Source organism: Paracandidimonas lactea, assembly GCF_021653995.1.
Lineage (GTDB): Bacteria > Pseudomonadota > Gammaproteobacteria > Burkholderiales > Burkholderiaceae_B > Allopusillimonas > Allopusillimonas lactea.
This window is the reverse complement of sequence record NZ_JAJJOZ010000005.1, coordinates 224,611-240,442: the sequence shown is the minus strand read 5'-3', so window position 1 is coordinate 240,442 and position 15,832 is coordinate 224,611. Positions and strand designations below refer to the sequence as shown.

The window sequence follows — 15,832 nt, the reverse complement described above, 5'->3', positions numbered from 1 at the left end:
ATGAATGCTATGTGGGGCCCATCGTTGCTGATTTCAAGGCCCGGGCCGCGCAATTTGCATACCGCGCGGCCGCCGCAGTCATTCGGGCTGGCCTGACGACACAGTGACCAGCGCGGGCCGCAGCACACGGTCGGCGATGGTGTAGCCCTTTTGCAGCGTCTGAGCCACGGCGCCCTCGGGTTGCTCAGATGGCACCGACGAAATGGCCTGGTGCATGTGCGGGTCGAAGCGGTCACCGGGCGCCGGCGCGACCTCTTTCATGGCATTGCGCTCGAAAGCGCTTACCAACTGGCGCAGTGTGGCTTCCACGCCTTCCTTCCACGCCTCGGCCGTCTGACCAGACAAGGCCAGCGCCGCCTCGAGGCTGTCTTTGACCGGAATCAGGCTTTCGGCGAAGGATTCGGTGCCGAACTTGCGCGCCTTGGACACGTCGTCTTGTGCGCGGCGGCGGATGTTCTCGACTTCGGCGCGAGCACGCAGCAGATCGTCGTGGTAGCGGGCCACCTGTTCCTGGGCTTCCGCCAGCAGGGCGGCCAAATCTTCCTGGGGGGCTTCCGATTGGTCGCCCGCTGCGCCTTCGTTGACTTCAAGCTGCTCGGACGTATCTACGGACGGCTCCTGCTGCTTGGGATCGACGGGTTCGTTGGGTGACGGCATATAAATCTCCGGAATCTGCGAAATGATGTTGTAACTATTTGATCTGACAGAACAATGGGGGCTATGCCCCCGGTTCAGACTGCCATGTGATGGATCACAATGTCATCATGATGGGGACAAAGTAGACACTTTCAAGCCCCGAAAGGGGAAATTTTGTTCGCCTGCGCCGCTGCCGAGGCACTGGCAGGGCCTGGCGGCCGGACGCTGCAGGTATGCACTACCTGCGCACCACCCCAGCACCGCCTTATATACGACATCCGGCACAACATCCAATATCGCGGGGCTGCCCTTTACCACGGGGCAAGCTTCGCGCCTACTGTTGGGGGGATGATGCGGACGTGGGCAGCCAGCCGCCCAAATGCTGACGGATCAACCCGGCCAGGCTGGCGCCCCAGGTCGGGTCGCCATTCAGGCATGGGATATAGCGGAACTCGCTGCCACCTTCGTGTATGAATGCGTCGCGACACTGCATCTGGATTTCTTCGAGTGTTTCGATGCAATCAGCCAAGAAGCCCGGGCACATGACGTCTACACGCCGCACACCCTGCCTCGCCCACTGGCGCAACGTAGGTTCGGTATATGGCTGCAGCCATTCCTGCGCTCCGAAGCGGCTCTGGAACGCCACGTGCACCCGCTCGCCGTCTGCCCCCAGTGCTTGGCGCAAGTGCTGCGCGGTCTCGAGGCAATCGCGGCGATAAGGATCGCCCTGCTCTACCGTGACACGCGGCAGACCATGAAAACTGAGCAGCAGGCGGTCGGGCACGCCATTGGCCTGCCAATGCGCGCGCACGGATTGCGCCAGCGCCTGTATGTAGCCAGGCAGCACGTTATAGCGCTTGATGAAGCGCAGCTCGGGCTGGTTGCGCAGCCTGGCTGCATACTCGGCTACCTTGTCTACGGCGGTAGCTGTGGTGCTGGCCGCATACTGGGGATACATCGGAACGACCAGCATACGCTCGCAGCCTTGCGCACGAAGCTCGTCCATGGCCGAAGCCACCGAGGGGGAGCCATAGCGCATGCCCAGGGCCACGCAGGCGTCTAGGCCTTGGCCCGCAAGATTCATACGCACCTGGCTGGCCAAGGCCTCACTCCAGACCAGCAGAGGCGAGCCCTGCTCTAGCCAGATTTCGCGATAACGCGGGGCCAGCGCCGTGGGCCGCCGCACAAGGATGATGCCACGCAGAATAATCTGCCATATCCACTGGGGGATCTCGATGACGCGTGGATCGGACAGAAACTCGGCCAGATAGCGCCGGATTGCCTTGGGCGTGGGCGCATCAGGCGTGCCCAGGTTGATGAGCAGGACACCAATGGGGCCTGGCGCATGCGGCGGCGGCGCGTCGCTGAATGCATGTGGATCAGCGGCCTCGGGGAGAAAACGGGATTTAAGCATTGTGGCTGAGTGCGTTGGAAAGCAAGCGGGCAGTGATATCTACGATGGGAATGACACGCTCGTATGCCATCCGCGAGGGGCCGATAACGCCCAATGTGCCAACGATGTTGCCATCCACCCCGTACGGGGCAGTGATGACGGATACGTCTTCCATCGGCACCAGTCGGGAATCGCCGCCGATGTAGATTTGTACACCCTGCGCACGGCTGGACACATCCAGAAGCTGAAGCAATTCGGTTTTTTTCTCGAACATCGAGAACATATTGCGCAGGCGTGTCATGTCTGATGCGATTTCCGACACATCGAGCAGTTTGCTTTCGCCCGAGATAACCAGCGCATCGTCATCATCGTCTTCGGCGGTGCCGGCCTCGACAGCCGCTTGCATCAGCCGGGAGATATCAGCCTGCAGAGAAGAGAGCTCTTGCGTGAGCATGGCCCGCACCTCGGAGAACGATTTGCCCGAAAAGTGCTGATTGAAGAAATTGCTGGCCTCGAGCAGTTCCTGCTCGGGGTAATCGCGCTGCACAAACAGGATGCGGTTTTGCACGTCGCCGTCAGGGGTGACGATGATGAGCAGCACGCGGCGCCCCGATAGACGAATGAATTCGATCTGGCGGAAGACCTGCGCGCGCTTGGGGGCCAGCACCACGCCGGCAAACTGCGTAAGGTTGGACAGCAGCGCCGCCGCCGCGTTGACAGCCCGGCTGGGCTCGGCCGCCGGCAGCATCTCGCGGATCTGCGTGGACGGCAGCACCTCGAAACGCTGCACCGCCAACAAGCGATCGACGAATATGCGATACCCCTTGGGCGTGGGTACGCGGCCTGCGGATGTGTGCGGGCTGTGTATCAGGCCTAGATCTTCGAGATCGGCCATTACATTGCGGATGGTGGCCGGCGAAAGATCGAACATCTTCGAAAGCGTGCGCGAGCCGACTGGCTGGCCATCAGCAATGTAACGTTCTATGAGCGCCTTGAGCAGCGCATTGGCTCGGTCATCCATGACCCTATTTTATGAGATATTGGGAAATCGGGCGCGCATCGGCCATGCCGCCCGCACACCGCACCGCTTGCGGGATTCTATAATCAAAGCACGCTCCCCGTTACACCACCCCAGACAAGGTATCCACCTCATGCATTTCAAGACCGTTGCCATCATTGGGCGCTACCAGGACACGGGCCTGGACGCGCCGCTGCGCAAGCTGGCCGCCACCCTCGAGGCCGCCGGCTGCACGGTCCTTGTCGAGGCAGATACGGCCCGCAATACAGGCATCACCGAACACCCGGCCGCCAGCTATGCGGAAATCGGCAGCCGGGCCGATCTAGCCGTGGTGATGGGTGGGGACGGCACCATGCTGGGCGCCGCCCGCCAACTGGCATCCAGCGGCGTGCCCGTCATCGGCATCAATCACGGGCGCCTGGGCTTCATTACCGATATTCCGCTGCAAAGCGCCAATGATGCGCTGGCCAGCGTTATTCATGGCAACTTCGATACCGAAGACCGCGTCATGCTGGAAGGCTCGGTAACGCGCGGCGACGAAATCCTGTTTTCGGGGCTGGCCCTGAACGACGTGGTGCTGAACCGCGCCGGCCGGGGCGGCATGATCGAGGTGCGCGTCGAATTCGATGGCACCTTCATGTACAGCCAGCGCGCAGACGGCCTGATCGTTGCCACGCCCACCGGCTCCACCGCCTATTCGCTCTCCGCATCGGGCCCGGTGGTACACCCCGACCTGAATGCCATGCTGCTGGTGCCAGTGGCCCCACAAACCTTGTCCAACCGGCCCATTGTGCTGCCCGATACGGGCGTGCTCACGCTTACCGTAACGGCGCTGGGCCGTGTAGAATCCGGCGCCAGCGTTCACTTCGACATGCAGACATGGTCAGACTGCCAGCCGGGTGATCGCGTGCAGGTAAAGCGTGCCCAGAACACTGTCCGTTTCATCCACCCCACAGGCTACAGTTTCTTTTCCACGCTACGCCGCAAGCTGTACTGGAACCATATACCGCAACTTTCGGACGAGGCCGAATAAGCCATGCTGCGCACGCTTCATATCCGCGATTTCGTCATTGTCGACGAGGCCGAGCTGCATTTCGAAGCGGGCTTCACCGTATTTTCAGGTGAAACAGGCGCCGGCAAATCCATATTGGTCGATGCGCTGTCGCTGGCGCTGGGCGCGCGCGGCGACGCAAGCATGCTGCGTGAAGGCGCTTCTCGCGCCGACATCACCGCCGTCTTCGACCCGCCTGCCAATGTGCGCGAATGGCTCTCCGCTCGCGAGCTCGACGCCGACGATGCCCTCTTGTTGCGGCGGGTAATCGACGCCCAGGGTCGCAGCCGCGCCTTCATCAACGGCTTGCCCGTCGCCCTGACGCAACTGCGCGAGCTGGGCGAGCTCCTGGTCGACATCCACGGCCAACATGCCCACCAAAGCCTGCTCAAGGCAGCCAGCCAGCGCGACTTGCTCGATGCGCAAGGCGGCCACACCGAGCTGGCACGGCAAGTGCAACTGGCCTGGCAGGCGTGGCAAACCCTGCAGCGGCAGCTCGAAGACGCACGGCTCAATGCAGCCGCACTGCAGGAAGAGCGCGAACGCCTCGAATGGCGCCTGGGCGAGCTCGACCGCCTGGGCCTGGCTCCCGGCGAATGGGATACCCTCAACACCGAACACAGCCGCCTGGCTCACGCCCAGTCGCTGCTCGATGGCGCTGCTGCGGCGCTGGTCGCGCTGGACGGCGAAGACGGTTCGGCACGCCACGCGCTCACCACAGCGGCACACAGCCTGCATGCTCTGTTACGCCACGATCCCCAACTGCAAGGCATATACGATGCCATCGAATCGGCGCGCATCTCGGCCGACGAGGCCGTGTCGGACCTAAACAGCTACGTAGATCGGCTAGAGCCCGAGCCCGACCGCCTTGCCCAGGCCGAACAACGGCTTGGGGCGGTCTTTGAGCTGGCCCGCAAGTTCAGCGTTGAGCCGGCAGAGTTACCCGCCCTGCAGCAATCACTGGTGGAAAAGCTCGACGCCAGCCAGGCGGCGGCCGATACTGAGGCGCTGCGGCACAAGGCCGACGACGCTCGGAAACACTATACCGATCTTGCTGAGAAACTGGGCGCCGCCCGCCGTAAAACGGGTAAATCCCTTGCCAAACGCGTTTCCGAGGCCATGCAGACGCTGGCCATGCAGGGCGGTCGGTTCGATGTTGCACTGTCTGCCTGCTCGCCTGGGCCGCATGGCACCGAAGCGGTCGAGTTCCTGGTGGCGGGCCATGCCGGCACGACACCACGGCCGCTGGCCAAGGTGGCGTCGGGCGGGGAGCTCGCGCGTATTTCGCTCGCATTGTCCGTCATCGCCAGCCAGGCGGCGCGGGTGCCGACGCTCATTTTCGACGAAGTCGACACTGGCATCGGCGGCGCCGTGGCCGATGTGGTGGGCCGCCTGTTGCGCGAACTGGGCGAGCGGCACCAGGTATTGTGCGTAACACACCTGCCGCAAGTGGCCGCGCGGGGCATACACCACTACGAAGTGCGCAAAGCCACAGAGGGCGAACGCACGCTGTCCAGCATCGTGTCGCTGGATGACGCAGGCAGGGAAAATGAAGTGGCGCGCATGCTGGGTGGGTTGAAGATCACCGACACCACCCGCAAGCATGCGCGGGAGATGCTGGCCAGCTAGCGGCCAGCACGCCTGGGCAGCCGGCGCTTACGCAACCGGCCCTTTGCCTGCCCCTTTGGCATGGCATTCGGGGCAGATGCCGTACAGCATCATGGTGTGGCTTTCTAGTACAAAATTGTGCTCTTTGGCGATTTTGTGCTGGCGCTTTTCGATTTCGTGGTCGGTAAACTCCTCGACCTTGCCGCAAGTGGTGCAGATGAGGTGATCATGGTGATCGCCATCATTCAGTTCGAACACGGCCTTGCCGCCGTCGAATTGGCTACGCACCAGAATGCCTGCCTGCTCGAACTGTGTAAGTACACGATAGACGGTGGCGAGGCCGATATCGACCTGCTCGGCAATCAGGGCGCGGTAGATGTCTTCGGCGCTTTGATGGCGCTGATCCGCGCGACGAAAGATATCAAGGATCTTCAGGCGCGGAAACGTTGCCTTCAGGCCCATGTTCTTCAATTCACTTTGATCGTTCATAACTAATAAAATGCTTTGGCGGGTGAAAAAACAGACCGACGGCGCGATCGACTGCGGCTGCGGGAACACTCGACGCTTATGCGTTCATATACTTACCCTTTATGATAACGGTTTTAGTTCGTTCTGGATAACACAGGGGCGTTTTGTGCTGACTACTGCAATATCATTTACCCGCGCGCTGCGCGCCGGCCTTGCGGCTGGCGTCATCGTCACCGCCCTTGCGGCTTGCGGCTCCACCAATTGGGGGTTCCCGTACCGCCCCACTATCCAGCAAGGCAACTGGATCACATCCGAGCAGGTGGCCCGCCTGCAGCCGGGCATGACGCGCGAACAGGTGCGCTTCATCCTGGGCACACCCACACTGCAGGATATCTTCCACGCCGACCGCTGGGATTATCCCTATTACAACAATCCAGGCTACGGCAAATCGCAGCAGCGCAACTTCACGGTATGGTTCGAGGGCGATACGCTGGTACGCTGGGAAGGCGACGAGCAGCCTGATCGGCAGCCCTTCCAGAAGGCGGACACCGGGGCCGACGCCAAAGGCGCCAAGGCAGAATCCACGACGAGCGCCCAGCCTACCGGCACTGAGACGGGCGCCGCCCAGACGCAACCCGTACAGACTGGAGGCAGCACCACCAGCGAGCTCCGCGACGGCACGGGCACCGGCACGCACACTACTGGCACTGCGGAAGGCAATACCCAGCAGCCCACCAGCGGCATACTGAACAATTCGTCGTCGCAACACACACAACCCGGCGCACCGTCGGCCGGTCGCAGCACCAGCGAGCCGTTGCGCTGAAGCTACGTCTTAGCAAGGAGAAACAATGCGTATTGCAATTGCGGGCGCCGATGGGCGCATGGGTCGCATGCTGATCGAAGCCGTGCTGCAAAGCCCGGATCTCACCCTCACCGTGGCGCTGGACCGTCCCGGCACTGCCGCGATTGGCCAGGATGCGGGTGCCTTTCTGGGCCGTGAAACCGGCGTGCTGATCAGCGAAGATCTCGGCCAACTGGCCAACGCAGACTGCCTGATCGACTTCACCCGGCCCGAGGGCACACTGGTCCATCTGCAGGCCTGCGTCCAGCATGGCACCAAGTGCGTCATCGGCACTACCGGCTTCGACGACAAGGGCAAGCAGGCTATCCAGGCCGCCAGCAAGCAGATCGCGGTCGTCTTTGCTCCCAATATGAGCGTCGGCGTCAACGCCACCCTCAAACTGCTCGACATGGCTGCGCGCCTGCTCAACGAAGGCTATGACGTCGAAGTCTTCGAGGCTCATCACCGCAACAAGGTCGATGCACCGTCGGGCACCGCGCTGGCCATGGGCGACACTGTGGCACACGCGTGGGGTAAAAAGCTCGACGACGTTGCCGACTGGGCGCGTCACGGTGTCACCGGCCCGCGTGAAAGCGGCCGCATCGGGTTCTCGGTGGTGCGCGGCGGCGACATCATTGGCGACCACACCGTCTACTTCTGTGGCACTGGCGAGCGCATTGAGATCACGCACCGTTCCAGCAGCCGCGCCACCTATGCGCAAGGCAGCCTGCGCGCCGCGCGCTACCTGGCCCGCAAACAGTTCGGCCTGTTCGATATGCAAGACGTGCTGGCCACCTGAGCCCGGCGGCATTCATGGTGCAATAAACATTGGCCACCCGAGGGTGGCCAATTCACATTCAGACGGGCTGCTTGGCCAGCCGCGCGATGTCAGCAGCAATGGGCAAACGGCACCCTGCCCCTGCGCTTTGCCCTATTTATTGCCGGTGGGCAGGCGCGCTGGCTGGCACGGCCACCGGCTCCTGCTCCAGGTTCACGCCAAACATCCGCTGTACGTCCGCCCTGATGGCATCTGCCAGCCGGGCGACGTCAGCCGCTGTGGCGCCGCCGTGGTTCACCAACACCAGCGCCTGGCGGTCATGCGTGCCCACCGGCCCGACCCGCCGGCCCTTCCAGCCTGCACGGTCTATCATCCAGCCCGCCGCCAGCTTGCTGTGCTGGCCATCGGCCTGCGGATACCTCACCAGATCAGGGTAGCGTTGCTGCAGCGCATCCGCTGCGGCATTATTGACAATCGGATTCTTGAAGAAGCTGCCCGCATTGCCCAGTACGGCCGGATCTGGCAGCTTGCGGCGGCGGATATCACACACGGCATCGAAGATATCGCGCGGCCCTATGCCCTGCCCCGCCTCGGCCACCGAAGTGTGACGCTGCAGATCGGGATAATCCAGCACCGGCCGCCATGGCCTGGGCAGGCGGAAACGCACCGCCGTAATCAGCCATCTGCCGGGCTCGCCTTCCTTGAAAACACTATGCCGATATGAAAACCCGCAGTCCCGCGCCGACATGGTGACCATGCGGGCGTGCTTTAGATCCCAGGCATCCAGGCTATGAAAGCGCTGATCGAATTCCACACCATAAGCACCGATATTTTGCACCGGCGCCGCCCCCACCGTGCCCGGTATCAGCGCAAGGTTTTCCAGCCCTGCCCAGCCATTTTCCAGGCAATGCGCGACAAAATCGTGCCAGACCACGCCTCCCTGCGCTTCGACGATCCAACAGTCGTCCCGCGCCTCCAGCAAGCGTATGCCGCGCGACGCCACCTTGATGACCAGCCCATCGATCACCGGCCCCAGCACCACATTGCTGCCGCCCCCCAGTACAAACACCTGGCCGTGCTGCTGCGCCAACGCCGACAGCGCGGGCAACTGCGCCTGGCCGGTATACACCACCAGCGCAGATGCCCGCGCCCGCAGGCCCAGCGTATTGAGTGCAGTGAGATCTTGAGCGCGAACGTCGAGCAAAATAAAGGGCCCCGGTACAAGACAGCGCACCACCGCGCGCCGCAAAAGGCATAAGCATAACGCTGAAGATCGGGAGGTGCCATGCGCAGCCTGTGCGCGCATTACGCCGTAAGCCACCAGCAACGGGCAACCACGCAAAAACAACGCGAACAAACCAGCAAAAGCCTCGCGGAAAAAGGCCTACCACCCAAGTCGCGCGCCCATCATGCCCCAAGTTGCACACCCAAAAAAAACTCTATATAATGCGAGCCTTCTTCGGAAAACGCAACGCCCAACGGCGATGCCAGCAACGAGAAAGTGCAGTAAAAATGCGGGAATAGCTCAGTTGGTAGAGCGCAACCTTGCCAAGGTTGAGGTCGCGAGTTCGAGACTCGTTTCCCGCTCCAGATTTTTTATCCATGGACATCCACCAACGTCCATAGATGATTGAAAAAAGGCCGAAAACTTTGTGTTTCGGCCTTTTTTTCGTCCAGCGGCGGCTAGCCGCAAGCATCCTCGCCCCATGCGCGACGACAACCTGCGCATCCGCATCGAACCGCTCCACGAGCAAGACACGCGTTTCCTCCGACATCCGTGTCCTGGCCTCGGGCACGAAGCTCAAGCGCTCCAATACCCGCATGGTGTAGAACTCATTGAATCCGCAACAAGCCGCGCTGTCGTCCGAGCGATAGAAAACGTCAGCGGGTTTTAACTGATTAGACTATGGGCCTTTATCGCACCAGCAAAAAACTGCGCGGGTGTTCATCGATAACACCACCCTCCTCTTCATCCCATTGCCTTTCTGCCCGCGATAAAAAATACAATCGAAGCGAAAACCGCAACGATGAACAAAGCCAGGACATGACTGCCAAGGTCAAGCTCCGTTGTGACCGCGACGAGCAGTGGCGTCATAAACATGCCGCCGTGAAAGAATGCGTTGAACAATGCGATGGCTGCAGGGCGGTCTGACTCTTCAACCCCGCGGGTGCTCCACACGCTGAAGAGCGGAAACGCGAGGCTGTATCCCAGCCCGAACGTCAAACCGGACAGCACAACCGTGGTGTCGTCGATAGATAAGACGATCAATAAATAGGACACCCCCAGCAAGCCAAAGGAAATGAAGGATAAGAGCGCTGTGGATAAACGCTGCAGGTAGCGGATGAGCCCGAATCTGGACAGAAACAGCAGCAAGGTCAGCGGCGAGAAAAACAACCCCACCGCAATGTCAAACTGCTTGAGATATAAGGCCATGTATGCAACGGCGAACCCCCACATGATTCCTACAAGGAAGATCGCTGCACCGGGAACCAGAAAGGTCGGGCTCACTAATACTCTCTTGTAGCTGCCAGCACTAACAACCCCAGTGTCTGCAGGCGTATAAGGCGCTTCTGTGTTGATCAACCATATCAATAGCGCGATGCCCAGCAAGCAGGGGATGGACATGATGGCAAAGAAACCACCCGATCCAAATGCATCGAGATATACATCCGCAACAAAAGGCCCCAGGGCATTTGGAAGCGGGATCATGGAGGTGAATATGCCGAAATAATAAAGCAGATTAGTGGAGTCATTCAGCAACTGCCGGGCATATATCATTGACGCCGTAAAGTACAGGCCAAATCCGACCCCTATCGATGCCCGCAGCAAAATGGCGGATTCATAATAAGCCAGCCCCCACTCCATCAATACGAACGAAACTATTGTTATGGCCTGCCCGGCGAGCATTACTCGCAATGGTCCGAATTTACGTGAGAGCACGCCAGACACTAGAAGCGACGCCAGGAGCGGAACACCAGGACTGGACAATACGATACCGATCTGGCTCGCACTGAAACTGCGCATGTGGAGAATGACGCTCAACAGGGTAAGCGTAGAGCTTGTAAGAAAACACAGAAATGTCGCCACACACAGTACGACGTATTGCTTTCCAATCTTATGGGACGCGAAGGGGCTGACCATGGCATTGCTTTTGAATTATTTGTGTTGGCGCAAATCTTGTACAAGCTTGCGTTAACCGCCACACGGCGGCTCAACGCGCATGCAATAGCCAGCAACCAAGCTCGTGGCTACTATAGCAGCCTATTCAATCGCACGTGGAGCGCCAGCAGTGTGTGATGGCATGGGCCAACGCGTGCCGCATGCAGAGATCAATACTGAGCTCTCAACGCAAGCATCACGTTTCGTGGGGCGCCGTACCATCCCTGGTTGTAGAAGCCGATTTGAGCGTAGTATTTTTTATCGAACAGATTGTTCACGTTCAGTGTCGCCGTCAGGCGCTTGTTGAATTCGTAGCGGGCCATTAGATTGACGATCGCGTAGCTGCCTTGCTCGACTTGCACTGTCCGATTGCCTGGCGCAGTGGCAGTCTGGTACATGCGGTTCTGCCAATCCACGCCGCCACCGATGGTCAGGCGGTTGAAATCGCCCCGAAACCGGTAGGTGCTGTAAAGTTTGAACAAACTGCGCGGTTTATGGGTATTGATCGGATTTCTCTTTGTATCCTTAGCGACAAATGTGGTGAAGCTGCTGGCCACATTCCAGCCGGGGGATAGTTCGCCGCCCATTTCCACCTCTACGCCTTCGACCTTGGCGCCGGACACGGCACGGTAGGCAGGCGTGTTGGGCGGCGCACCGATCACGTTATTGCCGGTGGCTTCAGCCAGATTGTCCTGGCGTGTCTGGAACAGCGATGCCGCGCTGTTAAGGCGGCCACCAAACCAGGCCGCCTTGATGCCCAGTTCATAGCTTTTACCACTAATGGGTGGCAAAATCGTGGCGTGTTCGTTGCGGGCATGCTGGGGTTTGAATATCTCTGTGTAGCTGGCGTAGGCGGTATAAGTGTCATTCAGATCGAACACAAGGCCCGCGTATGGGACGAACTCATGCTTATGTCGATATTGCCGCTTGGCACCAAAAAAAGTTTGATCCGTTTCCCAAGTGCTGATCCGCCCCCCGACGATCAGCTGCAAATTATCGATCACTGTAAAACGGCCTACTGCATAACCACCTGACTGTGTGTTATCCAGGTCGTCGGCCTGTGAGGGCATTTGAGACCAGTTCGGCTCAGGTGTTGCGCCGGGGTTATAAAAACTGCCCGCATCTGGCACAGGAGCCAAGGCTCTATACCGTGGCAATGAAAGGCGATCCTCCGCACGCATCCACCCCACCGTGAAAGAATGCTCGCGTCCGAACAGCGAGAACGGCCCTGAGAACGACAGGTTCAGGCCTTTACGATGCACATCCCCTTTGTAGTAAGCAAAGGAATTCGCCGTGCCCAAGCCGGTATGCCGATCCGGATACCCACCCCGAAATATTTGCTTCAACACAGCATCAGTCACAGACTGATTGTAGGTCAGGCGAAGCTTCCAAGCATTTGCGAAGTGATGTGTCAGGTCCAGGAAACCCGCAGTCGTATCGTTCGCAATGCGCGACCAACTGGCGTTGTTGGAGATGGAACGCTTGAAATCTGTTCGTACTCCATCGCTGTAGAAGAGCGGGAAACCGCTGCCAAAACCATCGTTTGCCGTTGACTGATAGACCACGCCACCCGTCAGCACGGTGCCAACAGCCAGGTCGGCGGTGATCACACCATACAGTGTGCGGGCGGTTGAGTCTTGCAGTTCTGTATAACTGTTTGCTTTCGCATACGCGCCAATGAGTCTCCCACGTATACGGCCATCTTGAGTAATAAGAGTGGAGATATCCGCAAAGCCTCGTACGAAATCCCAACTGCCGGCATCAATGCCCGCTGATGCGGCAAAACCGCGCAACGGCCGTTTGCGAACATAGTTGACCGCAGCGGATGGATTGCCCGCGCCCGTCATCAGGCCGGTCGCGCCGCGCACAATCTCCACCCGATCGAATACTGCCAGGTCGAGATTGCTTTCACCGAACGCCCATGGCGAAAGCACGGGCTGCGTCCAGCCATCGAACTGATAGTTGTCAATGCTGAAGCCACGCGCCGAAAACGCATAACGATTGGTGTCGCTGCGCGTGACAGAAACGCTAGGTGCGCTTTGCAGCGCGTCTGCCGTTGTCTGCATGCCGCGATCATCCATCATTTGCCGCGTCACCACACTGACCGACTGAGGCGTATCGCGTATCGACAACGGCAACCCGGTCGCTGTGTCCATAATGTCTGTCGTATAGGCGCGGGACGTCTCCGTCAGGCCCGGCTCGCTTGCCCGCCTGACGGTAATTGTGGAAAGCTCCACGGGCTGGACCAATGTGGAACGTTCCTGCGCACGAACTGACCCACCAATGGCGGCAAAGAATACGGCAGTATGAATTAAGAAAAATAGCGGGCGCGCGCGCACCGACATCACAAGGGGCAAAGCAAGCGGCATAGCGAAACATCTCTGCATCAACATAGATACAGAATTATTGGTTCGGTTGTTATTGCCTAGGTTTGATCAAACGTGAAAGCGCTATCCCAAACGCCGATCCTTATGCCTTGGTTCGGCGAGAAGTATCGAATCGTCGCGTCTGCGCAGCCTCGCTGGGCGCGATACCGTAGCGCGCGCGGAACGCCGTGGCAAAGTTAGTGGCATGGCGGTACCCGACAAAATGGGCGGCTTGCTGAACGCTTCCCCCTTGCGCAAGATACTCGCGAGCAACTTCTAACCTCCGCTCACGCAGCCAACCAAAAATCGAGCAGTGGAAAGTTGCCTGGAATTTCGCACGCAGCGTGCTGGGGCTCATGCAAGCCAATGCGGCGAGTTCCGCCAGCGTATGGTCTTCACCTGGCGCGCTATATAGACGTTCGCGCACTCGCTCCAATAATTGCCGATCGCGTGCCGACGCGCGAGACTCTCTGCAAGGGGCTTCGGATAAGCCAGCCAGCGCATGGGCCAGCACTTGCAGGCCCACGCCCTCAATCAACAGACGCTGCATGGCACCTTGCCAAGGGCTGACGATGATATGTTCGATGGCTTGTAAAAGATGTGTTTGCACGGCCCAACACCGAAACTGCACTCCGGGCGTACACATAACTTTGGCAAGAGTATCGCCGAGCTGCGTGTCACCGACGCAATCAGGACTGCTGAGCGAGAGATTCACACTGCGCAGCCGCTGCCCCGCAGGATGCACACCTATCATGCTCACAGCATCCCCGTAGGAAATACTTGCCCCGCTCTGCGCCACCATACTGACGTTGCCATGGCTTTCCAGTTGGGCGTGCGCTTGGCCTTGCAGCATGATGATGGCGGTAAACTGCGGGACAGCCTCCGATGCCGCCTCATACTGGTGATGAGTCACGATGTCCGAAAGCACGAGCCTCAGCTCCGGCCGAATGTCGTGCTCCTGAATTCGCCCTTCCGCAATGCAAAGGTTCTCCGTGCCCTTGTTTAGGCCAGCATATTTTGGCAGACGATAGCGAAACCCCGCACGACTTCCCAGCCGGTCGAAGTCGGAAACCGTGAATATTGCCATGAGGCGTGTAGAGAGGAAGCGGCTGATCCATGCCAAGGACTGGATCTGCACCATCTGATCATGTGTTCGAACAATAAACAACAATATTGAGAATAGAACACATTACCATTTGATAGGTCAAGGCAATCATTTTGCAAATGGAACCATGCGTGGTTGGCGCTGAATACAAATGTGCAATATCAAATTGCTTCAGGTATAAACCAAGTATTCAACTGCAAATCCCCAGGCAGTGCCTGCAAGAAGGGTATCTGTACCTGGAACCACAAAACGAGACGTCTAAAGTCTAAAGAGCCTCATCGTTCTCAGACTATTGAGGCGAATAGCACGCCATGGAATATGCGTAGGGGGTTGAACGTATGTGTTTGTCCTGTTTCCCGGATCGTCGCGAGATACTGAAGCGAAGTATTGGGCTGACGGGCGCGGGGCTGTTTACGGGTTTTTCAAGCAGCATGGCGTTCGCGTCGGAGAATACCGCACCCGAAAACACCGGCGTGCCGGCCATGCAGCCACAGGAGGTTACGCCGGGCTGCTGGTATGTGCAGGGGCTTTTTGAGTTGGGCTCCGCGAAGAATCAAAATTTCATCTCCAACGCGGGCTTCATCATCACGTCCGAAGGTGTAGTGATCGTCGATGCGCTCGGATCGCCCGTGCTGGCTCGACGCCTGCTGGATGAGATCGCCAGCATTACGCCCAAGAAGGTCATACAAGTCATCTTGACGCATTACCATGCCGACCACATCTATGGCGCGCAAGTTTATGCGGATATGAATATCCCCATCATGGCGCATCAGCTAGGCAAAAACTATCTGGTTTCCGATACTGCGGCAAAGCGGCTGCAGGCGTCGCGTGAAGAAATGGCCCCGTGGATCGACGGCAATACACGAATCGTCGAGGCGTCTGAATGGATCGATAGCCCGCGAACGCTGACATTCGGCGATACCACCTTGGATATCATGCATGTTGGGCCCGCACATACGGCGGAAGATATCGCGGTGTATGTACGCGAGAAGAAAACCCTGTATGCCGGAGACCTGATTTTCCGGGGGCGCATCCCCTATGTTGGCAACGAGGCCGACAGCGGGCATTGGCTAGCATCATTGAAAACGCTTCCGGGCATGGACTTGGTGGCAATCATCCCCGGGCATGGCCCGCACTCTACACGTCCGTATGAGGACATCCAGTTCCTCACCCATTACCTGACGCATCTGCGGCAGGTAATGGGCAACGCAGCGGAAGACATGATGTCGTTCGAAGAAGCCTATGCGCAGGCGGACTGGAGCGCGTTCGAACACGCCCCGATGTTTGAGTTTGCAAACCGGATGAACGCCTATAACACCTATATTTCGCTTGAAAACCAGCTCCTGCAGGCGCAATAAGCACTTTTTGACCGGCATCACGCCAGGCGGGCCCGCACACACGTTTCGCT

At 59.2% G+C, this 15,832-nt stretch carries 12 protein-coding genes, 1 tRNA gene and 1 pseudogene; 6 read left to right on the top strand and 8 right to left on the bottom strand.

What is annotated here, in order from left to right; genetic code table 11:
- Positions 1–78 precede the first annotated feature (78 nt).
- The 3 genes from grpE to hrcA form a co-directional block, all read right to left on the bottom strand.
- Positions 79–657, bottom strand: a complete 579-nt coding sequence (gene grpE / locus LOL23_RS11325) for a nucleotide exchange factor GrpE (RefSeq protein WP_160981285.1) — start codon at positions 655–657, stop codon at positions 79–81.
- Between the two features lie 313 nt (positions 658–970).
- Positions 971–2,050 (bottom strand): ferrochelatase, encoded by a 1,080-nt coding sequence (gene hemH, locus LOL23_RS11320; RefSeq protein ID WP_237173602.1) that lies wholly within the window; start codon positions 2,048–2,050, stop codon positions 971–973.
- A complete protein-coding gene (hrcA, locus tag LOL23_RS11315) occupies positions 2,043–3,050 on the bottom strand; it encodes a heat-inducible transcriptional repressor HrcA (RefSeq protein ID WP_160981289.1) in 1,008 nt (335 codons plus the stop codon). The genes hemH and hrcA overlap by 8 nt, the downstream gene beginning before the upstream one ends.
- A 130-nt stretch (positions 3,051–3,180) precedes the next feature.
- On the opposite strand from hrcA, the gene LOL23_RS11310 reads away from it, so the two are divergent.
- Positions 3,181–4,080, top strand: coding sequence for an NAD kinase (locus LOL23_RS11310; protein WP_160981291.1), 900 nt, complete (start codon positions 3,181–3,183; stop codon positions 4,078–4,080).
- Between the two features lie 3 nt (positions 4,081–4,083).
- Complete coding sequence (gene recN, locus LOL23_RS11305; protein ID WP_160981293.1) at positions 4,084–5,727, top strand: DNA repair protein RecN; 1,644 nt, start codon at positions 4,084–4,086, stop codon at positions 5,725–5,727.
- Between the two features lie 27 nt (positions 5,728–5,754).
- Here the strand turns inward: recN and fur are convergent, their stop codons facing one another.
- A complete protein-coding gene (gene fur, locus LOL23_RS11300) occupies positions 5,755–6,195 on the bottom strand; it encodes a ferric iron uptake transcriptional regulator (RefSeq protein WP_160981295.1) in 441 nt (146 codons plus the stop codon).
- A gap of 160 nt (positions 6,196–6,355) precedes the next feature.
- On the opposite strand from fur, the pseudogene LOL23_RS19155 reads away from it, so the two are divergent.
- Positions 6,356–6,754 (top strand): annotated as a pseudogene (locus tag LOL23_RS19155) (outer membrane protein assembly factor BamE); the annotation flags it as partial.
- A 268-nt stretch (positions 6,755–7,022) separates the two neighbouring features.
- The gene (dapB, locus tag LOL23_RS11290; protein ID WP_160981300.1) at positions 7,023–7,814 is read left to right on the top strand and encodes a 4-hydroxy-tetrahydrodipicolinate reductase; all 792 of its coding nucleotides are present in this window, start codon (positions 7,023–7,025) and stop codon (positions 7,812–7,814) included.
- 136 nt (positions 7,815–7,950) lie between these two features.
- Here the strand turns inward: dapB and murB are convergent, their stop codons facing one another.
- Positions 7,951–9,000 (bottom strand): UDP-N-acetylmuramate dehydrogenase, encoded by a 1,050-nt coding sequence (gene murB / locus LOL23_RS11285; protein WP_439652096.1) that lies wholly within the window; start codon positions 8,998–9,000, stop codon positions 7,951–7,953.
- A 307-nt stretch (positions 9,001–9,307) separates the two neighbouring features.
- On the opposite strand from murB, the gene LOL23_RS11280 reads away from it, so the two are divergent.
- A tRNA-Gly gene (locus LOL23_RS11280) sits at positions 9,308–9,383 on the top strand.
- 379 nt (positions 9,384–9,762) lie between these two features.
- On the opposite strand, the gene LOL23_RS11275 is transcribed toward LOL23_RS11280, so the two are convergent.
- From LOL23_RS11275 to LOL23_RS11265, 3 genes are all read right to left on the bottom strand, one after another.
- The gene (locus LOL23_RS11275) at positions 9,763–10,935 is read right to left on the bottom strand and encodes an MFS transporter (RefSeq protein ID WP_255772751.1); all 1,173 of its coding nucleotides are present in this window, start codon (positions 10,933–10,935) and stop codon (positions 9,763–9,765) included.
- Between the two features lie 188 nt (positions 10,936–11,123).
- The gene (gene fauA, locus LOL23_RS11270; protein ID WP_202411792.1) at positions 11,124–13,322 is read right to left on the bottom strand and encodes a TonB-dependent alcaligin siderophore receptor FauA; all 2,199 of its coding nucleotides are present in this window, start codon (positions 13,320–13,322) and stop codon (positions 11,124–11,126) included.
- Positions 13,323–13,422: 100 nt separating this feature from the next.
- The gene (locus tag LOL23_RS11265) at positions 13,423–14,406 is read right to left on the bottom strand and encodes a helix-turn-helix transcriptional regulator (protein ID WP_160981594.1); all 984 of its coding nucleotides are present in this window, start codon (positions 14,404–14,406) and stop codon (positions 13,423–13,425) included.
- Positions 14,407–14,762: 356 nt separating this feature from the next.
- On the opposite strand from LOL23_RS11265, the gene LOL23_RS11260 reads away from it, so the two are divergent.
- A complete protein-coding gene (locus LOL23_RS11260; protein ID WP_237173599.1) occupies positions 14,763–15,782 on the top strand; it encodes an MBL fold metallo-hydrolase in 1,020 nt (339 codons plus the stop codon).
- Positions 15,783–15,832: the final 50 nt, after the last annotated feature.